We start from the raw sequence: 22,802 nt of genomic DNA on the forward strand, positions 1-22,802 counted from the left end.
ACCTGATCGCCGGCATCTCGTGTTCGTCCAGTGCAACACCACGAGGGAGGACGGAATCATGGACCCCCGATTCAACATGTTCGACAACGAGATCGCCATGAAGTTCTTCAAGCGGTTCGCGAACGCCGGCATGGTGATCCACCAGTCGCCGCTGCCGAAGTCCACGCAGGAGCTGGTGTCGCTGCGCGCCAGCCAGATCAACGGCTGCGGTTGGTGCATCGACATGCACACCAAGGAGGCCGCAGCCGCCGGCGAAACCGCGGTCCGGCTCAACCTGGTCGCCGCCTGGCGCGAGGCCACCGTGTTCACCGAGGCCGAGCGGGCCGCGCTGACACTCGCCGAAGAGGGCACCCGGCTCGCCGACGCCCACCACGGCGTGTCCGACGAGACCTGGGCCCAGGTACGCAAGCACTACGACGACGACCAGATCGCCGCGCTGGTCTCCCTGGTCGCCCTGATCAACGCGGCCAACCGGCTCGCCGTGATCGTGCACCAGCAGGGGGGCTCCTACGAACCCGGCATGTTCGCCAGCATGTCGAGCTGATCGGCAGGCGAATCCCCCGGCCCGGCCCAGGATCATTCGATCCGGGCCGGGCCCGCGCATGTCCGGCGCGGCTACGCGACGCTGAACGCGTGGCTGAAACTGGCGACCTGGCTGGCCAAGCAATAACCACCAGCCGGGTGGAGAATTATGCGCGGCTCTGGGAGGGGTCCGGAGGGGCGTCGAAGGGTGCCAGGTCCGCGCCGCGCCCCGGATCTCGTCGAACCGCGGTCGCCGCTGTGGCACTGCTGCGCGCCGACCCGCCGCGCGGTGGCCACCTCGAAGACGATCACGCCCCGGCGGCCCGGCAGGCACAGCCGGCCTCTCCCCCACGCCAGCGGTGCTCATTTGATCTTCGTGGTGTCGCCGAGCAGCTGCCCGACCCCGCTGCCGGTCATTCCGTCCGCTCGGCGCCTGGTCGGAGCCATCGCTCCCCCTGGTGATCATTCCTTGTGCCGCGCGTCGAGGTGTACGCGGAGCGCCGCGGCGATCTCGCCCGCCGCGCGGAGCTGGTCCGGCGTGAGCGCGTCGACGAAGAGTTCGCGGATGGCGCGCAGGTGCGGGACGGTGGATCCGCGGAACGCCTCGGCCCCGGCCGGCGTGAGGTGGACCTCCGCCCCTCGGGGCTCGGTTGCGCACTCCTGGCGGCGGATGAGCCCGCGCCGCTCCATCCGGCCGAGGTGGTGGGAGAGCCTGCTGCGCTCCCAGCCGATGTGCGTGGCCAGTTCGGAGGAGCGCAGCTGCTGGTCCGGCGCCTCGGTGAGGGCGAGCAGGACGGCGTAGTCGCCCGGCGAGAGCGAGGACTCGATCTGGAGGCGTGATGCGATCCGGGATCTGAGCGCCTCCGTCGTCTCGATGAAGTCTCGCCAGATCCGTAGCTCCTCCGCCGTGGGCAGCTGCCGCCTCCTCCGCCGGTCGGGTGTGGCCTTCGTCATCTTCCTCTCCCGATTGACATGTCAATTAGCAGGCTAGCATGTTTGACATGTCAATCGCCGAGGGCTCCCGCCGGCGCGGATCGCCCGCCTGGGAGCGAACGTGAGGAGGAGACGATGACAGCGGAGGGCTTCGAACTGGGGCTCAACTCGTTCGGCGAGGTGGCCACCGACGGCGACCGGATCCTGAGCGACGCCGAGACCGTGCGGCTGCTCGTCGACGAGGCGCGGCTCGCGGAGTCCGTCGGGCTCGACGTGTTCAGCGTGGGCGAGCACTACCGGGAGGGCCACACCGACTCGGCCACGCCCGTGCTGCTCGCGGCGATGGCGACAGCGACCGACCGGATCCGCCTCGGCACCTCGGTCACGGTGCTCAGCACGAACGATCCGGTACGGCTCTACCACGAGTTCGCGACCCTCGACGCGGTCTCGAACGGCCGCGCCCAGATCGTCCTCGGCCGCGCCTCGGCGACCGAGTCGTTCCCCCTGTTCGGTTACGACCTGGCGGACTACGAGCGGTTGTTCGAGGAGAAGCTCGACCTCTTCGTACGGCTCCAGCGGGACGAATCGGTCACCTGGTCGGGCACGGTACGCAGCCCTCTGGTCGCGCAGCGGCTGCACCCGCGGATGCGGGCGGGAGGCATCCCGACCTGGATCGGCGTCGGCGGGAGCCCGAACTCGGTGATCCGCGCCGCCCGCTACGGACTCCCGCTCATGCTCGCGATCATCGGCGGACGCCCGCAGCGGTTCGCCGGCCACGTCGACCTCTACCTCCGGGCGCTCGAACAGGTCGGGCACCCCGTACAGCCGATCGGGCAGCACTCGCTCGGCCTCGTCGCGGACACCGACGAGGAGGCGGTGGAGACCTGGTGGCGGTACTGGCAGCCGGTCGTCGCGCAGCTCGCCGAGGAACGCGGGTTCTACAAGCCCGACCGTCGACGCTACGAGGCCGAGATCGACCACGGGGCGCTGTTCGTCGGGTCACCCGAGACGGTCGCGCGAAAGATCGCCACGGTGGCCCGGGATCTGCGGCTGAGCCGCTTCGACCTCAAGTACGACATCATGCACCTGCCCCGCGAGGCACGCGCACGCACGATCGAGCTGCTGGGCAGCGAGGTCGCCCCGCGTGTCCGGGAGCTGTTGGCGAAGGAGCCCACCCATGTCTGACCTCGTGTTCGGCCTCGACACCTTCGGCGACGTGCCGGAGGACGACTCCGGCAAGCCCGTGTCCTATGCCGCGGCGATCCGGCAGGTCGTCGATGAGGCGGTGCTGGCGGACGATCTCGGCGTCGACGTCATCGCCCTCGGCGAGCACCACCGGCCGGAGTACTCGGTGTCGACGCCCGAGACCGTGCTGGCGGGGATCGCCACCCGTACCTCGCGCATCCGGCTCGCGTCCGGCGTGACCGTGCTGAGCTCGGACGACCCGGTCCGGGTGTTCCAGCGCTTCGCGACGGTGGACGCGCTGTCGAACGGCCGGGCCGAGGTCATCCTCGGTCGCGGCTCGTTCACCGAGTCCTTCCCCCTGTTCGGCTACGACCTACGCGACTACGACGTGCTGTTCGAGGAGAAGATCGAGCTGTTCGCGAAGCTGCTGGACGAGAAGCCGGTCACCTGGAGCGGCAGCGTGCGTGCCCCACTCGAGCACGCCGACGTCTTCCCGAAGACGGAATCGGGGCGCCTCACCACCTGGGTGGGCGTCGGCGGCTCGCCGCAGTCGGTCGTGCGTACCGCCCACTACGGTTTCCCGCTCATGCTCGCCATCATCGGCGGCGCTCCCGAGCGTTTCGCGCCCTACATCGACCTGTACCGGCGGGCGGCCGAGCAGTTCGGCACGACCGCGCACCCGGTCGGGATGCACTCGCCAGGATTCATCGCCGACACCGACGAGGAGGCGAAGGAACTGTTCTGGCCGCACTACCGCGTCATGCGGGACCGGATCGGCGCGCTGCGGGGATGGCCGCCGATCCGTCGCGAGGAGTTCGACGCCGAGGTGGCGCACGGTTCCCTCTACATCGGCTCTCCCGAGACCGTGGCCCGCCGCATGGGCCGCGCGATCCGTAGCCTCGGCGTCGGCCGGTTCGACCTCATCTACACCGCCGGCGCGCAGCCGGTGAGCGCCCGGATGCGCGCCGTGGAACTGTACGGCACCCGGGTGATCCCCATGGTTCGCGACATTCTGGCCAGTTGACCGTGCCCACGGACGCCCCCGTCGGCACCCGGAAGGAAGACATGAACGACAGCGCCCGCAACGGGCTACAGACCCTCGGCATCCTCGGTGCCGGCAAGGTGGGCACCGTGCTCGCTCGGCTCGCCCTCGCCGCCGGCTACCGGGTGCTCATCGCCGGTTCGGGTGACCCGGCGAGGATCGCCCTCACCGTCGAGGTGCTCACGCCCGGAGCTGTCGCCACCACCGCGGCCGGCGCCGTGGCCGGCGCCGACGTCGTCATCCTCGCCCTCCCGCTCGGCAAGTACCGCAGCATTCCCGCCGAGGCGTTGCGCGGCAAGCTCGTCATCGACGCCATGAACTACTGGTGGGAGGTCGACGGCATCCGCGACGACCTCACCGACCCGCGCACCTCGTCGAGCGAGACCGTCCAGGCTTTCCTGCCCGGCTCCCGCGTCGTCAAGGCGTTCAACCACATGGGATACCACGATCTCGAGGACGAGGCGCGACCGAACGGCGCAGCCGGCCGCAAGGCCATCGCGATCGCCGGCGACGACGCCGCTGATCTCGCCGCCGTCGCGTCCCTTGTGGACCGGCTCGGCTTCGACCCGGTCGTCGCCGGTCCCCTCGCCGAGGGCGTACGGCTCGAACCGGGCAGCGAGTTGTTCGGCGCCAACGTGAGCGCCGACGAGGTGCGTGCCATGCTCGACCGCTTTCCGGAGTCGGAACGCGGGCGGACCGTCGCCCACGCGCGGGCCGGGAGGCCGGAGGCGGCCTGACCCGTCACCGGGCGGACGTCCCGGTCAGAAGCCGCAGGGACAGGTCGACGGGTCATGTTGGGGATCTGACGGGGACTCGCGGGCGCAGGGCCAGAAGCCCGCGCTACACCTTGCGCAGCGCCGACCAGATCACGTCGCCGGCCCGCAAGGCCGCGGGGCACATTTGGGAGCGTTAGTGGCTTTCGATCCCATACGGGGCGGGTAGACGATCAGCCGTGGGCGTCGATTCGGTACCCCGGGACATCGGTCCGAGGTGGTGACGAAGGCGCTGGGCCACCCGAGGTTCGCGAGGGACAAGCGGGGTAACCCCGGTCATGGCCGCTGATCGAGACGGCCGGCCTGGCCCCGACACCGTTACTGAACAGGCTAAGGACATGACGGCGCGGGCCCGGCGCCGCGGCGGTGAGGCCGGCAGGCTACGGCTGCGACAGTTGGAGCTCATCCTGGTCGTCGCCGTCCAGTGCGGGCTTGCCGCTGCGCTGTCCTGGGTGATCGCGCACGAGGTGCTGGACAGGCCAGCGCCGGTCTTCGCGCCCAGCGCGGCAGTCGGCACGATCGTCGCCGCCCTCGGGCAGCGCGCCAAACGTACGTTCGAACTGATGCTCGGCGTCGGGCTGGGCCTGTTAGTCAGCGATCTTCTGGTGCTCGTCATCGGGTTCGGACCCTGGCAGATCGGCTTGGTGGTGGCGCTGGCCATCACCGTCGCACTGCTGCTGACCGGACGAAGCGGCGCGCTCGTCGCCCAGGCCGGCAGTACCGCCGTGCTGATCGCCACGCTGTCACCCACCACCCGAGACCTCGAGCTGCCCCGGATCCTCGACGCCGCGGTGGGCAGCGTCGTGGGGTTGGGGGTGGTCGCGTTGCTGCTGCCGATCAACCCGATGCGCGTTCTCGACCACACCGGCGCGCCGATAGTCGAGACCCTCTACGCGCAGCTTCGGGAGATCGCACACGCACTCAGACAGCGCGACCCGGACCGCGCGAAGCGGGCACTCGACCAACTCCGCGGCATGGAGCCCGACCTGGCCCGGATGCACGAGGCCCTGGCTGGCGCCGAGGAGGTGGTGACCATCTCGCCGTCGCACTGGCGTCGCCGACACGATGTGAAGCGTTACGAGCGGGGCAGCCAGCACTTTGATCGGGTGGCGGTTGAGTCCCGGGAACTGGCCCGCTGGGCCGCCACCAGCCTGGAGTACGACGAGCCGGTGCCAGAGGAACTCATTGCCGCCGTGGAGCGGCTCGCCGAGGCGCTCCGGCTACTACGCCAGGAGACCCGGCAGGGCCAGCCACCGGAGCAGACACGCCAGGTGGTTCTGGACGCCGCACGCTTGGCCGGCCGGGCCCGCGCAAAGGGCCTGAAGTCGTACGCCGACGCTATGGTGACCCAGCTCCGGACGGCCGCGAGTGACCTGCTCCGAGCGAGCGGGTACGAGCCGGACACGGCCAACCGGATGGTGCGCGAGGCGGCGCAGGAGGGCTCCGCTTAGAACCCTCGATGCTGCCCCTGCGGCGGGGCCGCTTGGCCCACACGCGGGCATTGACCACTTCCGCCAGGCCGGGACACATATGTTGACGCGACACTCAGGGCCGCGACTGGCCCACCTGCGAGAACCGTGCTCGACGGCTGCTCACCCGGCGTCCCGATGCCGCCACGGCTCGTCGTTGGTCGACCTCCAGCAACCCGGGTTGGTATGCCGCAAACCAGCTGTACGCGAGTCGGTTGCTGGAGCCGGGCCCTGGGTCTACCGCTGGCTGCCCGATCTCGCTGACAGAGCTTGACCTCTTCGTCCCGAACTGATGGCGACGCCGTCTGGTGCGGCTCGGTACGAGGTCAGACGGGGTGATGGCGTCTCGTGACGGCCGGCTCGGTTGTTGGCGTTGCTGTACTTCTCTGCTGTGCTGCTGGCATCGGCCGAGGCTCGCTCGTCGGGTTGGCGGCGCAGCCGCTCGATGGCCCGCGCCGTCGCGTCATCGGCGGGCAGGAGAACGACCAGCTCCTGCGCGTCGGTTCTCGGCAACTCGAGCTTCTCTCGCTGCCACCGAAGCTCGTCCGCGATGGGGTGGTTAAGCCGAAGCGGGACGTGCGGTGGGGGCAGGTGGCGGTCGAGTCGGCGGGTGAACTCCTTTCCGGCCAGGGGGGCGAGCTCGGCCCTGAACCATTCGGAGGTCTCCGCAGACGGCCCGAGCCACAGGTCGAAGGCTCGTTCGTCGGCCACCTGGTCCCAGTCGGGGAAGAATGTCCGGGCGCGCGGATCGGTGAACACGTAGCGCGTCAGGTTCGGCGTCTCGCTCTCGAGCAGCCCGATCCCACGCATCAGCAGCTCGAACTCACTCGTGTGTGCGAGCACGTCTCCCAGGCGGTTGGTGACGAATGCGATGCCGGGCTCAAGAAGTTGGAGGGTCTCCAACACGGTGGGCCGGACATGGCGGTTGGGTGGCACCGGTCGTCCGCGCCCTGCGCACGCTCCGCCGGTGATTTTGGCGAGGTGGCGCAGGTGATTGCGCTCGACGGCATCGAGGCTCAAGGCGTCCGCAAGTGCGTTGACCACGGCAGGGGACGGGTTGCGGTCTCGTCCTTGCTCGATGCGGGTTAGGTATTCGACGCTGATCCCAGCACGCGTGGCGAGGTCTGAGCGTCGTAGTCCAGGGGACCGGCGGCGGCCACGATCAGGCAGCCCGAACGACTCTGGCTGGATGCTGTCGCGCTTGGCACGGATGAAGTCGCCCAGCGGCGTGCTCATGTTCGGAGTCTAGGGCGATGTCCCCAGCGCCTCGAACCCCGCAGGGTGGCCCCACGGGGGCCAGCCTACGCCCGGTCTGGTTGCCATCGTCCGAACGATGGACCGTTGAGTGCATGAGTGAGAAGCACAAGTTGGTCATCATCGTCGGGAGCGTCCGGGAGGGCCGGTTCGGGCCCGTCGTCGCCTCCTGGGTCGCCGACCAAGCGCGCGAGCACGGCGGGTTCGACATCGACGTCGTCGATCTCGCCGACGCCGAGATCCCGCTGTCGTTGCCGGCAGTCTCACCGAAGTTCTCCGGCGACTCTTACCCGCGCCCCGACGGAATGGCGTCCTTGACGTCCCACCTGGAGGACGCGGACGCGTTCATCATGGTGACGCCGGAGTACAACCACAGCTACCCCGCGTCCCTGAAGGCCGCCATCGACTGGCATTTCACCCAGTGGACGGCCAAGCCCGTCGCTTTCGTCAGCTATGGCGGCGCAGCTGGCGGCCGCCACGCTGTCCTCCACCTGGAGAACGTGCTCACCGAACTGCACGCCGTGACTATCCGCGATGGTCTGGCCTTCCCGAACTACCGCACGGCGTGGGAAGACGGTCGGCCGCTGGACCCCGAGGCGCCCGGATATGCCAAAACCCTGCTGGACCAGCTCGCTTGGTGGGCCGCCGCCCTGCGTGCGGCACGCAACTCGGTCCCGTACCCGGCCTGAAGGGGATCACTCAAGGAGTAAGCCAGGGCTGAGAGTGAACGGCATCGCGAGGGAGAAGGCGCTCAAGCGCCTCGGCGAGCAGTTCGCTGATCTGCTGCTCAGCTGCTGTACAAGGTCGAAAAGGCCGTCTCCCGCCCACGGGAGACGGTCTTTGCCGTGGATGGAGCTGAGGGGATTTGAACCCTGAACCCCTCTGGAGCGCCGCCGATCATGTCCAAACGGACAGATCGGCACGCTGAGCGGGGCGAACTGTTGCGCTGCCTTACGACGCTTGTGCAGGCCATCCGAGGCTCGCCGCGGAGGTTCGGGTTTGCGGACCGAACCGGCTTCAGGTCACCGGTCTCGTCCGGGACCAGTACGCGGTGCGGCTCGACCCGCCCGAACCTGCCCGCGACCAAGGCGAGTACCTGGTCCACGACACTCTGCCATCCGGCAGCGTCTACGCTGTGATCGAGAAGGGCGGATCATGATCGTTACATGTTGCCGGGCACTGACTCCTCTCCTGTCCGGGGTCGGCCAATGAGCGCAGTCGCGTTCCTCAACATCGCAATGCACGGGCACATCAACCCGACGCTGCCGGTCGTGACCGAGCTTGTTCGTCGTGGCCACTCCGTCACCTACCACACGACGCCCGCCTACGCCGAGGAGATCGCGGCCACCGGCGCGCGAGTCCTCCTCTACTCCGGGGATGACCAACCGCTCTCCGGCACGCCGGTCACGCTGATGGATCAGCTTGCGCACGCCGCCGTACGCGTGCTGCCCTCCGTCCTCACCGATCTGCGCGGCGCCCGGCCCGATCTGATCGTGCACGACTCCGTCTGCCCGTGGGGGCCGGTGGCCGCCCGGGAACTCGACCTGCCAGCAGCGTCGTCGTTCACCACGTTCGCGTTCAACCGGCACATGCCCAGCCCCACCCACGGCTCCTGGGAGCTGCTCGCCGCGGCGGCGGCCCGGCCCCGCCACGCCGGGGGGTACCTGAGGTCGCGTTGGGAGCTGCGCCGACGGTACGACACAAGTGCGATGCCTCTGATCGACCTGGCGAACATTCGTCAGCCGCTCAACCTGGTCTACACCTCTCGGGCGCTCCACCCCGAGGCCGACAGTTTCGACCAGTCCTACCGGTTCGTCGGACCGAGCATCGGCGCCCGCCCAGCCGACTCGTCGTTCCCCGTCGATCGACTGCGGGACCCGGTGCTGTACGCCTCCATGGGCACGCTGTTCGACGTCGGCCCGCGGCTGCTGCGCAGCTTCGCCGACGCGCTCGCCCCGCTGGGTGGCACCGTGATCGTCTCCACCGGACACACCGATCCCGCCGCGCTCGGTCCGCTGCCGGCCAACGTGATCGCCCACCGTTCCGTACCGCAGCCGGAGGTGCTGGCCCGCGCAGCGCTGTTCATCACCCACGGCGGGGTGAACAGCGTCAACGAGGCCCTGTACGCCGGCGTCCCGATGCTGGTGGTCCCGCAGGGCGCTGACCAGCCATTGGTGGCTTCCCGCATCGTCGAACTCGGTGCCGGCCTCTCGATCCGCACCGAGGACGTCAACGTGGAGGCCGTGCGCGCCCTGGCCCAGCGCCTGCTCGACGAGCCCCGATTCCGGGCCGCCGCGAGCACCCTGCGGGTCGCCCAGCGTGAGGCAGGCGGCTATCTGCGCGCCGCCGACGAACTCGAACGCTATGCGCAGCAGGCCGGCCCGATCACTCAGCCAGGCTCTGCCGATCTGCCACCGCAGGGCTGACCGATGTCCCCCGTAGTCGCCATCCTGCTGCTGTTCGCCGGGCTGTCCGAGGCCGCCGGGCGTCTCCTGCCCGTGGTGGCACGCCTGTCCGGCGTGTCGCACACCAGGGTGGTCGGGTTGATGCTGGCCGGCGCCGTGATCGACGGCGCGGTATTCGCGCTCTGGCCGCTGTCCGCGTGGACCCTTGCCGAGCTGGTGCTGCTCACCTCACCGTCCGACGGGGCCCCGCTGGTCTGGACACCAGGCCTCGCCGCCCCGCTGCTGCTTGCCGCAGTCCTCGCGTTCCCGCTGCTCGGGCCGCTGCTGCACCTGGTGCTCATGGTGGGAGTGGGCGCCGGCCTCGCCGCTGCGCTCGCCACGGTGGCCGGGCTCGGCTGGTGGGATGCCGCCGGCTGCGTAGCCGTCGCGGGATTCGGGCTTGGCATCGCCGTCGAGGGCGTCCGCCGCCTGGTCGTGAGGCTCAATACGACAAGAGCACCGGAGCCACTCACGTGATCGAGTTTGCGCTCCTGCTGCTGCTCGGCGGGCTCGGACCGGTCCTGCTCGCCGAAGCTCTGCTCGCCCGCTACGAGGTGCTGGCCTATGCCGCAGGCTGGCGGACTCCCACCATCGCACGCCCCACGGGCATGCCCTACGCCCGGGGCGCGGACCCGGACCGCCCTCCGGACGCCTACCTGGTCTATCTGGACGGCATCGGGAAACGCCGCTTCCACGACACCCGCGACGGCGGCCGACTGGTCAAGTCCCTGATCGACGGAGCGCCGGAGCTCAGGGTGCTGGGCCAGGTGCAGCCCTACTCTCCGCTGGCTGTTCCGCTCGCCGATCGGCCGGTGTGGATATGGCTGCGCCGCCACATCGGGCTGGTGCTGTTCCTGCACAACGTGATGCAGATCTTCGTCGCCGCCGATCGCCGGTACCGTCCCCTGTACAACCGCGCCGTCGGCTCCCAGATCGCCTGTCAGCTCCGGCTCGCCGGTTACCGGCCTGACAGCGGTATCTCGGTGGTACTGCTCAGTTACAGCGGCGGCGCCCAGGTCGCCACCGGCGCGGTGGAGGAACTGTGGTCCCAGCTGCGCTGCCCGCTCTGGCTGATCACTCTCGGCGGGTTCCACAACGGCGCCAACGACATCAGCCACGCCCGGCACCTCTACCGGCTCACCAGTGCCGGCGACCGGATTGAGCGAGTCGGCACCTGGATGTTCCCGCAACGGTGGCGGCTGTTCCGCGGGAGCGGATGGAACCGGGCCGACCGCGCAGGGAAGATCACGATGCACCGGCTCGACCCGGCCACCCACGTCGGTCCGCTCAGCTACATCAGCCCGGGGCCCCGGCTACCAGATGGCCGCAGTCACCTCGACCGGACCGCCGACACCGTGATCGCGCTGATCCGGGACAGCCTCAGCACAACTGCTGATGCCGACGGCCCGCTGCCATGAACGGCTTGAGCACGGCGCACAGCAACCGGTCCGTCGCCGTGCTGTGCGCCCGCCCGGCAGAGGTAGCGGCCGGACTGCATCATGACTCAAGGGCGGCTGACGGCCGTACGGGCTACCGCTCCAGAACGAGGCCTTGATCTGGTCGAAGTGACGCCGAGCGCCGGGAGTGGCAGCGGCCGGGTGGCCGGATCTCCTCGTCGGAGGAGACGCACGACTACGCGTCTGGCGAGTTCCACAACCGCTGGCGGGCCCGGTACCGACGAACGCAAACGCGCTGGGCGATTGGCTCACTGCAAACAGGGGGGCGTGTGACGGCGAGCGCAGCGGGAAGGTCGGTTGGATGACTGACCCAGGGGAGCTGGCGCGAAGCGCGCTCCAGCGAATCCACAAGGCTGCCGTGAGACATCGGGACCTTGAGCTACACCACGCGGCCGACGATATCGTCCGAGCGGCCCAGGCGCATGGCCTCGATCCGGGGCCCGTCGAGTCGTACCGCTCCTGCCCTGTGTGCGGTGCTGAGCCGGGACAGTTGTGCGTCAACGTCCCTGGTCGTCCCGTGACCCCGGGCGACATGCACCCTGAGCGCACGAAATAGGGGCCCGCAGAAACCCCGATGCCGTTCCCGTCAGCCCTCAAAGCGGACGTAGCCAGACTCCACGCCGCCACGGTCGTGACGGCGGGCGATCCTGATGCTCGGCCTCCGCAAGGGTGAGGTGCCCGGGCTCACCGAGGACGACGTTGATCTGGCCGCGGGGGAGCTGGCGATCAGCTGGCAGCTGCAACGGGTCGGGGATTCGCGCTTCGCGACGAGGCCGTGGTGGGGATGCGGCGCGGGTAACCCCGGCAGGCCCCTGGCCGCCGGCAATAGCCGGTCCGAGGGGTCGCAGAGGCTCCGGGGGAACCACCACGCCGGCAGCCGGCCGACTCGTACGCATGTTCGACCAGCTCCCCGGTGAGGCGTTGGCGCTGCGGTGGGTCGACGTGGACCTCTCGACAACGTGCTCCCATTCGGCAGACGCTGCAACGCACCGGCGGCCAACTGCGGTTCGGGCCGGTGAAGACGGACGGCTCGGAGCGGGCCGTTGCACTGCCGCCCGGCCTGGTCGACGTGCTCCGTAGTCATCGAGCACTGCAACGGACGGACCGGGAGGCGGCCGGTGACCGCTGGCAGGATCACGGGCTACTGTTCACGACGAAGATCGGCACCCCGGTCGAGCCACGCAATATCAACCGGCATTTCGAGCAGTTGTGCGAGCGGGCGGCAGTTCGCCGCATTCGTGTCCACGATCTGCGCCACTCGTGCGCGACGCTCCTTTACGACCAGGGCGTGCCGCTCGAACGGATTCAGGACGTGCTCGGACACAGCTCGCCGACCGTCACCAAGTCGATCTACGTGGAGGCCACCCGGCGGGTGCAGCAGGACGCCGTGGACCGGCTCGGCTTCCTCTTCGACGCGTAGGCGTAGGGGTCAACCGTGGGGGTCAACACGATCAAGGGCCGGTCTCCCGTGACGGGAAATCGGCCCTTGACCTGCTGCGCGCCCGAAGGGACTCGAACCCCTAACCTTCTGATCCGTAGTCAGATGCTCTATCCGTTGAGCTACGGGCGCAGGTGCTTGGCCAAGTCTACACACCCGGCTTTCGCGCGGAGACTCCGGGATTCGAACCCGGGAGGGGCTTTAAAACCCCAACCGCATTAGCAGTGCGGCGCCATAGACCAGACTAGGCGAAGTCTCCCTGGTGGCCCGGAGACCACCGGGCCCGAGGATACAGGTCCGTACCCGCCCCCGGCAAAGCGACTACCGGGGAAGGTCCGGGGCCGCTGCGTTTCCACCGTGTGCGAGGTCACGCCCGAGGCTAGGCTCCATCGATATGCAGGAGCAGCCGCCGAGCGATCCGCCCCACCGCGAGCCCGCCGCCAGCACCCGGCGGAGCCGCTCCCCGAAGGCCACCTTCACCCCGCCGGCCGCGCCGGATCCCGCCGCGCCACCGGTCCGGCAGCCCGAGGGAGAGGACGGAACCGGGCAGAACCGCCCACGGCGGGCCAAAGCCGCGCCGGCCGTGCTCTTCCAGCCGCCCGACCCCGGACAGGCGTCCCCCCGACCGACCCCGGCCGAGCCCGCCCCGCCGAAACCTCGTCCAGCGTCGGCGGACACCCCCAGCACAACTCTCCCGGCCGCCGAGACAATTCCCTCGAACGGCGAGGGCGGCACCACGGCGGCCGGCCAGACCATGAGCGGCGGACCGGTGCCCGAGCCGCGTGAGCAGGGGCTCGAGACGGGTCAGAAGAGCCCGAAGCCGAAGCGGAAGGCTCCGGCCACGAAGGCGGCCACCGCCGCGAAGAAGGCAGCCCCCGCCGCCCGGAAGCGCGCCGGGCTGCCCCCGTCCGCGGCCTCGAACAAGCCTGGTGACCCCCAACACACCGACACTGTCGGGTCGGTTGCCGCGGCCAAACCGGGCATCGCGGAGCCGACCGGGCCGGTCAGCGCCGCCGCGGCCGCGCCGGCCGCCGGACCGGAAGCCGGACCGGCGGCCCCCACCGGGCGGACCAGCCGGGCGAAGAAGGCCCCCGCGCCGAGGAAGAGCACCACGCGGAGCACCACGCCGAAGAAGGCGACCCCCGCACCGAAGGCAGCCGCCTCGACTGCCACGGCTCCGGCCCAGGAGAGCCCGGCGGCAAACACTCACACCGTCCCGGTCGAAGAGATCGCGGCCGAAGCCACCCGCACCGCCCCGGTCGAAGACATCGCGGCCGAAGCCACCCGCACCGCCCCGGTCGAAGACATCGCGGCCGAAGCCACCCGCACCGGCGCGGTCGCAGACCCGGCGGTCCCGAGCCCGATCGCGAGCGGCACGGTCGCCGACACCGCGGCCCGGAGCCCGATGGTCGCGGACCCGGCGGCCCCGAGCCCGATGGCGAGCGGCACGGTCGAGCCGGTGCTGGCGAGCGGGGTGACGGCCATGACGGGCGCCGACGAGCCAGCCGGCAAAGGTCGGGCGGAGACCGACGGGCCAGCCGGCAAAGGTCGGGCGGAGACCGACGTGCCAGCGGTTGTTTCCACCCGCCGGCCGCTGACCGATCGGGACCAGCCGACACCGGCCGTGCCGGCGTCGGCGCGTTCGGCGTGGGCGGAGTGGCGGGCGATCGGCTCGCGCGTCCTCGACCATCCCGGCTTCGCGCCGGAGTTGCTCGCCCTGGCGGCGGTCGAGGCGCTCGGACCGCGCGCCCGGGACTGGACCGAGCGGGTGCTCGACGCGTACCCGGATGCCGACGCGGACGGGCTGGCCCGGCTGGCCACCCGGCGGTTCGTCCGGCTGGCCGGCGCGGGCGGGGCGACCGCCGCGCTGGCCGGGCTCTTCGCGCCGGTCGCCGAGTTGGCGGTGGTGGTCTGGACCCAGGCCGACCTGGTCCTGCACCTGGCGGCGGCGTACGGCCGCGACCCGGGCCATCCGGACCGGGCGACGGAGTTGCTGGTGCTGACCCAGGTCCACCCGGACGCCGACAGCGCCCGCGCGGGGCTGGAGGCGGCCCGGGCAGCTGACGGACCCGGGGAGCAGCCCTGGCCGCGGGCCGCGGAGGCCGCCTGGCGGCTGGCGACGCCGCTGGCCGCGCAGGCCAGCGGCTGGCTGGGGCTGCGGCTGGCGTCCCGGCTGCTGCCGGGGGCGGCGGTGCTCGCGGCGGCGGCGGGCGACTCGGCCGCCGCCGAGCGGCTGGCGGCCCGCGCCATCAGCGTCTACCGGCCGGCCCGCCTGCGCTGACCGGCCGGGCGCCCGCGCCCTGGCTGACGCGACCGGCGCTGTGGAATCGCGGGCATGATCGACTCGACGTGCGGCATGTCGGGCACTCAGCGCGCACGAAGAGCGCGAGATGCGGAATCTCGGGCACCCGGCGTGCCGGGAAAGGGCGAGATGCCGCATCCGGAGTCGATCACTCACCCGGCGTGGGCAGCGGGAGTCGATCACCTACCGGCGTTGATCAGAGCCAGCCGAACCAGTCTCTGGGCAGCAGCGCGTAGCCGACGAAGGCGACCACGTCGAGCAGGGTGTGCGCCACGATCAGCGGCACCACCCGGCGGGTGCGGAGGAAGACGAGGCTGAAGATCACGCCCATCACAGCGTTGCCGAGGAACGCCCCGAAGCCCTGGTAGAGGTGGTAGGAGCCGCGCAGCACGGCGCTCGCCGCGATCACCGCGCCGAGCCGCCACTGGAGCTGTCGCAGCCGGGTCACCAGGTAGCCGACCACGATCACCTCCTCCAGCACGGCGTTCTGCACGGCGGCGAGGATCAGCACCGGCACCGCCCACCAGAGGTGCGGCAGGGCGGCCGGGACCAGGGTGGCGTTGATGCCGAGCTGCGCCGCCACCCAGAACATCGCCAGGCCGGGAAGGCCGATCAGCGCCGCCAGGCCGGCGCCCCGGGCCAGGTCCGACCCGGCTCGGCGCAGATCAACCCCGAGCGTCCGCGCCGGGTCGCCCGGGTCCCGCGCCAGCAGGTGTACGGCGAGCAGCACGGGCAGCAGCGCGAAGAAGATGCCGAGCAGCTGGTACGTCAGATCGAGGTACGGCCGGGCGGACGCCGAGGTGTTCAGCGCGGCCGTCTGCTTGGAGAGCGGGCCCTCGGCGGTCAGCTTCGCGATGATCGACACGGTGGCGTAGACCGCCGACTGCCCGAGGGACAGCCCGAGCACCAGCAGCGTCTCGGTGCCCTGGGTCCGGCGGACCACCGGGCGGGTGAGCTCCTCAACCGTCACCGCTCTACTCTGCCGGACCGAACACGTCGGCGACCACGGGCCGGATTAACAGTGTGAACAGGTCGCACATTCTGTGCGACCTTCCGGCACCCTCCGTCGCCATCCTGGGGGTGCCCGTTCCGCCGTCACCCAAGGAGCGCGCCGATGGACAACTTCGCGCGGCTGCTGAAGGAGAGCTGGGCCCTGGTCGAGGAGAACCGGGTAGGGCTGAGCCGTCACCTCTACGCCCGGCTTTTCCTGCTGAGCCCCGAACTACGGCAACACTTCCCCACGCAGATGACCGGGCAGGGCGACCGCCTGCTGGAGGCGGTCACCACCTTCGTCCACACCCTTGGCGACCCGGAAACGCTCGACGAGTACCTCCGCTCCCTGGGCCGCGAGCACCGGAAGTATCAGCTCGAGGAGCGGCACTACGAGAACATGGGCGTCGCGCTGCTGGACGCGCTACGTAGCACCGCCGGCGAGGCCTGGACCGAGGAGTACGACCAGGCGTGGCGGGACGCGTACGCGACCATCTCGGAGAAGATGCTGGCCGGGGCGGCGGCGGACGAGAACCCGCCGTACTGGCACGCCGAGGTGCTCAAGCACGAACGGTACGGCCCGGATGTCGCCGTGCTGACCGTCCGGGCGCTGCAGCATCCGCTGCCCTGGCAGGCCGGCCAGTACATCGGCGTCGAGGTGCCCCGCTACCGCCCGGGGGAGTGGCGGAACTACTCGATCGCGAACGCTCCGAACGAGGACAACCTGCTCGAGTTCCACGTCCGTACGCCGGGCGCCGGTTGGGTCTCCGGCGCGCTGGTGCGCCGGACCAAACCGGGTGAACTGATCCGGCTGGCCACACCGGCCGGGTCGATGACGCTCGATCGCGAGTCGACCCGGGACGTCCTGTGCGTGGCCGGCGGGGTGGGATTCGCGCCGGTCAAGGCCCTGGTCGAGGAGCTGACCACGTACAACCGGACGCGCTGGGTGCACGTCTTCTACGGCGCCCGCCACCGGGACGACCTGTACGGCCTTGCCTGGCTGGAGAAGCTGGTAGCGGTCCACCCGTGGCTCTCGGTCACCCCGTCCTGCAGCGAGGACGTGGGCTTCGACGGAGAGCACGGGGACATCTCCGAGGTGGTCGGCCGGTACGGCCCATGGACGGAGCACGACTGCTTCGTCTCCGGCTCCGCCCGGATGGTCCGGGCCACCCTGCGGGCGCTCGCGGAGGACGACGTTCCGCCGCACCGGATCCGGTACGACACCTTCGGCGACCTCTAGACGTTCCTCCCCGAGCCGGGTCGCGTGCCCCTCCCCCGCCGGGGCACGCGACCCGGCCCTCTGCCGCACGGCCCGGGGCCGGAGCCGGGTGCCGGAGCCCTCAGTAGCGCCAGGGGTTCCCGGTCTCCCGGTATTCCTCCACCGGGACCAGCGGGACGCCCGGCGCCATCCGGTCGACGTAGAGCCGCCCGCCCAGGTGGTCGATCTCGTGCGCGACCAGCCGCGCCATCGCGTACTCGAAGGACGTGATGACCCGGCTGCCGTCCCACTGGGCGTGCTCCACGTCGATCCGCAACGGTCGGCGCACCAGGCCCCGGTGGTCGAAGAAGGAGAGGCACCCCTCGTACTGCTCGTCGGTCTCCGCGGCCGAGTCGACCACCCGGGGGTTGAGCAGGACGATCGGCTCGGCCGCCCGGTCGGCGGGGCGTACCAGGGCGGCGGCCCAGCCGAGCCCGAGCTGCGGGGCGGCGAGGCCGACCCCCTTGCTGAACGGATGCAACTCGTCGAGGCGGGCCAGGAAGACCGAGAGCCGGTCGACGACCTCCCGGGCGGTCCGCCCCTCGCCGGTCAGGTCGAACTGGCGGGCGGGCTGCCGGAGCAGGTCGTCGCCGCGCTGCAGGATGCCGATGCCGCGCATCCGGTCGCTGGCCCGGCCGCCACCCGACGAAGTCGCCGGCTCGTCATCGCGCGGCCGGGTGCGGAACCGCCACTGCATCCGGTAGCGGGCGTTCAGCGGCGGGTCGTCGGTGGCCCAGTCGAAGCGCGCCCGGCCGTCCTCGTCGTGCCGCTGGATCTGGGTACGCAGTGGCCCCTCTTCCGCCGACAGGGAGGTCTCCACCCCCCACACCTGCGGGTCCAGCTCTGCCGGGAGGTCCAGCCGGACGGCGAGGTGCCGGGTCGGCAGGCGGACCGCCCGCTGGAACCAGGGCCCCCACTTCTCCCGCCCGACGCGGTACGCGTACTCGATGGTGGCCCGGTCTCTCGGATAGAGCGGGAAGCGGCCCTCGGCGTTCTCGAAGAGCAGCCAGATCTCCTTGACCGCGTCCCGGTCGTGCTTGGCCCGCCAGCGCATCGGCTCCCGCTCGCTCCCTTCGTTCCGGTACGCCCGCAGTTGCAGCTCGGCGAAGGTGAGCGGGTGCACCCGGTGGTGCCGGTTGGAGCGGCCCGGGTCGTTGGGGTAGCGGTCGACGGCCACCCGGACCAGGTAGCGGGTGACCGGTTCGGTCCCCGCGTTGTAGAGCTCGCGCCGGATCACGCACCGGTAGCCGTCGTCGGCGTAGGTCAGCGTGGCCAACTCCCGCTCCACCACCAGGCCGGTGCCGGGGGGCAGCCACTGGCCGGGCAACGGCGGCTCCCGGTGCCTGGCTCCGGTGCGGGCGTGCCGCAGTTTGTCGTACTCCCGGAAGCGCTGCCAGATCGCGCCGCTGGCCGCCAGGACGGCCTCGGCCCGGCGGGCGAAGTCCTCGGTGGGCCGGTGCCGGCGGCCCTCGACGTGGCTGACGTACGACGGGTCGAAGCCCATCAGGGCGGCGAGCTGTTTCTTGGACAGCCCCCGACCGATGCGGTGCCGGGCCAGTTCGGCCGCGAACGAGTCGGCCGCCCGCTCGATGGGTGAGGTCGTCATCGGGTTCCTCGGGGCCGGGAGTACCAGTCTCACCAGGGGTGGCCGCACGTGCACGGAAAGTGACTCGTTGCCGACACTCTCCTTGACAATACGGGCACATACGCCGATGCTGGCGCCGCTCGCCCGGCCGGCGTTTCGCCCCCTGCCGCCGGGGTAGTACGCCGACGCGCCACGTCCCCTGGCCGGAGTGACCGGGACCTCCCCATCAACCTCTCGACCCGGCTTCCCCCCATCGGCGAGCTGTGGTTAGGCTAGCCTTAGCTCAGGCCGACGGACGCGCGACCGGACAGGGGACGGATCAGGTGACAGCGGTGATGCCGACGCGGGAGGTCGCCGCACAGCTCGCCCCGGTGACCGCGGCCCTGCGCGCCATGTTCGGCACCGACGACCTGCCCGGGCTGGCGCCCGGTCTGCTGGTCACCACCGACGAAACGCGCTGGACCCCGGCGAGCCGACTCGTCGACGGGACGCTGCTGCCCGAGTTCCTGCACGCCGCGACGCTGCGCTGGGGCGGCACCCCGCACGCCTGCGCCGCGCTGGCCTGGAAGTCGTACAGCTACTGGACGGCGCTGCCGGTGGTGCTCGGCTGGGCCTCCGCCCGGCGGGTGCCGCTGCTCGACCCGGCCGACGTGCTGATCCACTTCGAGGATCACCGCCCGCTGCTCACCCTGGGCCTGCGCCGCTCCACCACGGTCGCGGTGCTGCCGAACGACCCGCTGGCGCTGACCGGCGCTCCGCAGGTCCGGGTGGTCGCCGACGAGGCCGAACTGCTCGCCGCGCTGCGGGCCTCGCTGCTCGACGCCCACTTCTCACCGCTGATCGCGGCGATCCAGGCCGAGGTCCGGATCGGCACCCGTACGCTGCTCGGCTCGGTCGCCTCCGGCATCGCGCACGGCATCCTGCGGGCCGCCGACGCGCTGCCCGGCTCGTCGACGCGGAGCATCGAGACGCTGCTCGACGCGCTCGGCCTGGCCGATCTGGTCGAGCTGGTGCCCGGCCCCGCCGGCGAACCGACCGTCCAGCGCCGGACCTGCTGCCTCGCCTTCACCCTCCCGCAGCCGAAGATCTGCCAGGGCTGCTGCGTCCGGCCCAGCTGACCTTCTCGCGGTCCGGGCCCCGGCGCCCGGACCCGCTCAGTCGACCAGCGGGCGGACGTCCCAGAGCCACACCCCGCTGGTGAGGACCGGCTGGATCCCGGTCAGCTCCGTCATCCCCCGGCGCAGCGCGTCCGCCTGCTTCCGCCCGGGGTCGAGGAGCACCGCACCGGCCCGCCAGTAGCGCAGGTCGTCCACGGCGGCGACCCGGTCCTGCGGAGTGATCGGTGGCACCGCGTCCGAGCGTCGGATGGTGGTGAAGAAGGTGCTGGTGGGTCGGGGCGGGGCGGTGAAGAGGGCGACCCGGTCCCCACCCGGCCGGGTGTCCGGGGCGAGGAAGTAGCCGCGGGCGAGCGGCATCTCCAGCCGGGTCTCGGCGGACCAGCGCAGCGGATCGGCGTACGTGGTGTCCGGCAGCGGCAGGGTGACGATGCTGTGCCCGCCCGCCACGTACGACCGCCAGGCGCCGGAGGTGACGAACTCGGGCGTCGGATCGAGGCGTACCGAGGGGAGCGGGGTCGGCAGGATCGGCAGCAGGGCCATCGCCAGCACGGTGCCGGTGGCGAACCGGATCTGCGGCCGCGCTCCGGGATGGCGCCGGGCCAGCGTCCGGGCCCGGTCCGCGCCCAGCGCCAGCAACACCCCGATGATCGGGGTCAACGCCAGCGACCATCGGGTCGGCACCACCGAATGCAGGATCGGCAGGTTCTCCAGAAGTGCCCACGGCCCGGGGATACCGGTGTCCCGGCCGTCGAAGCGGACCTCCCGGCCTAGGGAGAAGAGGCCGAAGAGCAGGCCGGCCGCGGCCAGGCCCAGCACGACCGCGCTGCGCCGCAACCACCAGACCAGGGCGGTCACGAGTACGGCCAGCGGCCAGCCGAAGAAGCCGTTCTCCTCGGTGGCGTTCTTCGCCAGCCGGGCGCTGGACCGGGCGTCGCCGGCCACCGACTCCCGGGACCAGGCGGCGAACGAGGCGAGGTCCGTGCGGTAGCCGCGGATCAGCAGGGACAGCCCCTGGTACGCGCCCGGTCCGAAGAACTGCACGTACAGCGGGTAGGCCAGCAGCACCCCGGCGACCGCGGCCGCGACGCCCAGCCCGGCGCAGAACGGCCCGGCCCGCCGGCGCAACTCCGGCCGGAGGATGGCCAGCGCGCCGATCACCACGCCGAGCCCGATCGCCGTCATCAGCAGGATCTCCAGGTTGAGGAACGCCTGCCAGACGATCAACAGCCCGAGCAGCAGGCCGTTGCGCAGCCAGCGGCCCGGCTCGGGCAGCCGCAGCGTCCGCCAGACGATCAACGGCACCACGAACTGGGACACGATGTTCGGGTGGGCGTTGGCGTGCGACACCATCGCCGGGGCGAAGGCGCAGAAGCCGGCCCCGAGCCAGGCCGGCCCCCGGGATCCGATCAGCACCCGGGAGAGGACGAAATACCAGGCCACGCCGGTGGCGGTCATCCCCGCGGTGAGAAAGACGAGGAAAGCGGCATGCGGCCCGAAGAGGACGGTGACCGGCGTCATTGGGACTGAAACGGATAATACGGACGTGTTTGCCATGAGATTGACGCCGTCCGGCACATTCATCCGGTCCGAGACGAACGGATAGGCAAAATCGGTCACCACCCGCGCGCCGTGCGCCATCATCCACTCGAACTGCGCCTGATCGGAGCGGTTGTCCCGCACCCCGTCGCCCGGGTTCACCCAGAACCGCACGGTCACCCAGAGGGCGAGAAGCACGAAACTGAGCACGGCGGCGACGTCGATCCACCGGCCCTGGCGTGGTCCTACGCCCCGGTCCGGCCCGTCCTGGGCGGAACTGCCGACGGAGGAGTCCGTTTCAGGAGTAGTCATAACAATTCGGAGCGTAGTCAGAGTATGGCAGGGCCGTGACATGTTTCTGGGTACTGGCGTACTATGTGCCGGGTTCGCCAACCGCCGATCACGTGCCCACCCCCGACCGCAATTCGGCCACCCCCGGTGCCCCGTTTCCCAGGCCGGCCATCCGGATGGTTGACTCTGTCGGTCCAGGCGCGGGTCAGTCATATCGTGAGGAATCGACGCATGGCAGAAATCACTGGGGATCAACGCGTTCAGTCGGAGGTGCTCGAAGGCCTGGCGACGGCGGTCAACCACCGCCGGTGGTTCGTCGAGCTGGCGGTGCCCCACCTCGGTGACAACCCGATCGAAATCGGCAGCGGCCTGGGTGACTACGCGCTGGAGTGGTCCGAGCACATCCCGCGGATCACGGCCACCGAGGCGGACCCGGACCGCTTGGTCTCGCTCAAGGAGCGCCTCGCCGAGCACCCGACCATCGAGGTCCGGCAGATGCTCCTGCCGCACTCCGAGCGCGGCGACTACAGCGCCGCCGTGTCGTACAACGTGCTGGAGCACATCGAGGACCACGTGGGCGCGCTGCGCAGCATGCGCGACCTGGTCCGGCCGGGCGGCGCCGTGGTCATCATCGTGCCGGCGTTCCAGTTCGCGATGAGCCCGGCCGACATCGCCACCGGCCACGTCCGGCGCTACACGAAGAAGACCCTGGCGGCGGCGATGACCGAGGCGGGCCTGACGGTGGAGAAGATCCACTACGCGAACGCGCTGGGCCTGATCGGCTACTTCATGGCGACCAAGGTCTTCCGGCTGATGCCGAAGGAGGGCCCGATGGTCAAGATCTACGACAGCGTGGTCCTCCCCGCCACCAAGGCGGCGGAGCAGCGCCTGCGCCCCCCGTTCGGCCAGTCCGTCTTCGCCGTCGCCCGCGTCCCCGCCTGAGGAGCGAGCGCTTCGGTCAGGCCGCCGGCCAGGGAGGACCGCTCCGATCAGGCCGCCGTCCACCGGCGACTGGCAGGTGGCTTCCCGCACGCTTTGCTCTGCTGCACTCCAGGCGACACGCGAAGGCTCGCGGTGTTGTCCCCACTGCAGTAGAGCAAAGCGTGTGGCAGAGGTGCCGCTCTGGCCCGGGCGAGCGCCGCGCTCGCCTGACCAGCGTGTCCACGTAGTGAGGGCCTCCGCGTCGGCGGCGGCCCCCACTACCG

At 70.9% G+C, this 22,802-nt stretch carries 20 protein-coding genes and 2 tRNA genes; 15 read left to right on the forward strand and 7 right to left on the reverse strand.

What is annotated here, in order from left to right; genetic code table 11:
• The first annotated feature begins 58 nt into the window (after positions 1-58).
• Positions 59-544, forward strand: coding sequence for a carboxymuconolactone decarboxylase family protein (locus GA0070624_RS03340; protein WP_091336565.1), 486 nt, complete (start codon positions 59-61; stop codon positions 542-544).
• A 440-nt stretch (positions 545-984) separates the two neighbouring features.
• Here the strand turns inward: GA0070624_RS03340 and GA0070624_RS03345 are convergent, their stop codons facing one another.
• Entirely contained in the window at positions 985-1,476 is a 492-nt protein-coding gene (locus GA0070624_RS03345) for a MarR family winged helix-turn-helix transcriptional regulator (RefSeq protein ID WP_091336567.1), read from the reverse strand.
• Between the two features lie 114 nt (positions 1,477-1,590).
• Between GA0070624_RS03345 and GA0070624_RS03350 the strand changes: the two genes are divergently transcribed.
• The 4 genes from GA0070624_RS03350 to GA0070624_RS03365 all read left to right on the forward strand — a co-directional run bounded on the left by GA0070624_RS03350 (position 1,591) and on the right by GA0070624_RS03365 (position 5,906).
• Positions 1,591-2,640, forward strand: a complete 1,050-nt coding sequence (locus GA0070624_RS03350) for an LLM class flavin-dependent oxidoreductase (RefSeq protein WP_091336568.1) — start codon at positions 1,591-1,593, stop codon at positions 2,638-2,640.
• On the forward strand, positions 2,633-3,664 hold the full coding sequence (locus GA0070624_RS03355; RefSeq protein WP_091336570.1) for an LLM class flavin-dependent oxidoreductase: 1,032 nt from the start codon (positions 2,633-2,635) through the stop codon (positions 3,662-3,664). Before GA0070624_RS03350 ends, GA0070624_RS03355 begins: the two co-directional genes overlap by 8 nt.
• Before the next feature lie 2 nt (positions 3,665-3,666).
• On the forward strand, positions 3,667-4,419 hold the full coding sequence (locus GA0070624_RS03360) for an NADPH-dependent F420 reductase (RefSeq protein ID WP_245719116.1): 753 nt from the start codon (positions 3,667-3,669) through the stop codon (positions 4,417-4,419).
• Between the two features lie 374 nt (positions 4,420-4,793).
• Positions 4,794-5,906, forward strand: coding sequence for an FUSC family protein (locus GA0070624_RS03365; protein WP_091336572.1), 1,113 nt, complete (start codon positions 4,794-4,796; stop codon positions 5,904-5,906).
• Positions 5,907-6,161: 255 nt separating this feature from the next.
• Here GA0070624_RS03365 and GA0070624_RS03370 read toward each other — a convergent pair whose 3' ends face one another.
• Positions 6,162-7,160 carry a helix-turn-helix domain-containing protein gene (locus GA0070624_RS03370; protein WP_091336574.1) on the reverse strand — a complete coding sequence of 333 codons (999 nt, stop codon included), beginning with the start codon at positions 7,158-7,160 and terminating at the stop codon, positions 6,162-6,164.
• Between the two features lie 131 nt (positions 7,161-7,291).
• On the opposite strand from GA0070624_RS03370, the gene GA0070624_RS03375 reads away from it, so the two are divergent.
• The 6 genes from GA0070624_RS03375 to GA0070624_RS03395 all read left to right on the forward strand — a co-directional run bounded on the left by GA0070624_RS03375 (position 7,292) and on the right by GA0070624_RS03395 (position 12,499).
• Entirely contained in the window at positions 7,292-7,867 is a 576-nt protein-coding gene (locus GA0070624_RS03375; protein ID WP_342672741.1) for an NADPH-dependent FMN reductase, read from the forward strand.
• Between the two features lie 519 nt (positions 7,868-8,386).
• Complete coding sequence (locus tag GA0070624_RS03380) at positions 8,387-9,604, forward strand: macrolide family glycosyltransferase (RefSeq protein WP_091336577.1); 1,218 nt, start codon at positions 8,387-8,389, stop codon at positions 9,602-9,604.
• A gap of 3 nt (positions 9,605-9,607) precedes the next feature.
• A complete protein-coding gene (locus GA0070624_RS03385; RefSeq protein ID WP_091336579.1) occupies positions 9,608-10,099 on the forward strand; it encodes a hypothetical protein in 492 nt (163 codons plus the stop codon).
• Positions 10,096-11,040 carry a hypothetical protein gene (locus GA0070624_RS03390; protein ID WP_176731579.1) on the forward strand — a complete coding sequence of 315 codons (945 nt, stop codon included), beginning with the start codon at positions 10,096-10,098 and terminating at the stop codon, positions 11,038-11,040. Before GA0070624_RS03385 ends, GA0070624_RS03390 begins: the two co-directional genes overlap by 4 nt.
• Positions 11,041-11,380: 340 nt before the next feature.
• Entirely contained in the window at positions 11,381-11,635 is a 255-nt protein-coding gene (locus GA0070624_RS36735) for a zinc finger domain-containing protein (protein WP_425413485.1), read from the forward strand.
• Between the two features lie 459 nt (positions 11,636-12,094).
• Complete coding sequence (locus GA0070624_RS03395; protein WP_176731580.1) at positions 12,095-12,499, forward strand: tyrosine-type recombinase/integrase; 405 nt, start codon at positions 12,095-12,097, stop codon at positions 12,497-12,499.
• A 77-nt stretch (positions 12,500-12,576) separates the two neighbouring features.
• On the opposite strand, the gene GA0070624_RS03400 is transcribed toward GA0070624_RS03395, so the two are convergent.
• Positions 12,577-12,649: transfer RNA gene (locus GA0070624_RS03400), tRNA-Arg, on the reverse strand.
• Between the two features lie 36 nt (positions 12,650-12,685).
• Positions 12,686-12,776 (reverse strand) — tRNA-Ser (locus GA0070624_RS03405).
• Positions 12,777-12,911: 135 nt separating this feature from the next.
• On the opposite strand from GA0070624_RS03405, the gene GA0070624_RS35510 reads away from it, so the two are divergent.
• Positions 12,912-14,798: a hypothetical protein gene (locus tag GA0070624_RS35510; protein ID WP_245718642.1), complete on the forward strand. Its 1,887-nt coding sequence runs from the start codon at positions 12,912-12,914 to the stop codon at positions 14,796-14,798.
• Between the two features lie 217 nt (positions 14,799-15,015).
• On the opposite strand, the gene GA0070624_RS03415 is transcribed toward GA0070624_RS35510, so the two are convergent.
• Positions 15,016-15,789 carry a CPBP family intramembrane glutamic endopeptidase gene (locus GA0070624_RS03415; RefSeq protein ID WP_091336581.1) on the reverse strand — a complete coding sequence of 258 codons (774 nt, stop codon included), beginning with the start codon at positions 15,787-15,789 and terminating at the stop codon, positions 15,016-15,018.
• Between the two features lie 144 nt (positions 15,790-15,933).
• On the opposite strand from GA0070624_RS03415, the gene GA0070624_RS03420 reads away from it, so the two are divergent.
• On the forward strand, positions 15,934-17,049 hold the full coding sequence (locus GA0070624_RS03420; RefSeq protein WP_091336582.1) for a globin domain-containing protein: 1,116 nt from the start codon (positions 15,934-15,936) through the stop codon (positions 17,047-17,049).
• Between the two features lie 100 nt (positions 17,050-17,149).
• Here the strand turns inward: GA0070624_RS03420 and GA0070624_RS03425 are convergent, their stop codons facing one another.
• Entirely contained in the window at positions 17,150-18,673 is a 1,524-nt protein-coding gene (locus tag GA0070624_RS03425; protein ID WP_091336584.1) for a peptide deformylase, read from the reverse strand.
• A gap of 314 nt (positions 18,674-18,987) precedes the next feature.
• On the opposite strand from GA0070624_RS03425, the gene GA0070624_RS03430 reads away from it, so the two are divergent.
• Positions 18,988-19,770, forward strand: a complete 783-nt coding sequence (locus tag GA0070624_RS03430) for an IucA/IucC family C-terminal-domain containing protein (RefSeq protein ID WP_091336586.1) — start codon at positions 18,988-18,990, stop codon at positions 19,768-19,770.
• A 36-nt stretch (positions 19,771-19,806) separates the two neighbouring features.
• Here GA0070624_RS03430 and GA0070624_RS03435 read toward each other — a convergent pair whose 3' ends face one another.
• Entirely contained in the window at positions 19,807-21,618 is a 1,812-nt protein-coding gene (locus GA0070624_RS03435) for a hypothetical protein (RefSeq protein ID WP_245718643.1), read from the reverse strand.
• 210 nt (positions 21,619-21,828) lie between these two features.
• Here GA0070624_RS03435 and GA0070624_RS03440 point away from each other — a divergent pair, with 210 nt between their 5' ends.
• A complete protein-coding gene (locus GA0070624_RS03440; RefSeq protein ID WP_091336588.1) occupies positions 21,829-22,539 on the forward strand; it encodes a class I SAM-dependent methyltransferase in 711 nt (236 codons plus the stop codon).
• The last annotated feature ends 263 nt before the right edge of the window (positions 22,540-22,802 follow it).

This window comes from Micromonospora rhizosphaerae (assembly GCF_900091465.1).
GTDB classification, from domain to species: domain Bacteria; phylum Actinomycetota; class Actinomycetes; order Mycobacteriales; family Micromonosporaceae; genus Micromonospora; species Micromonospora rhizosphaerae.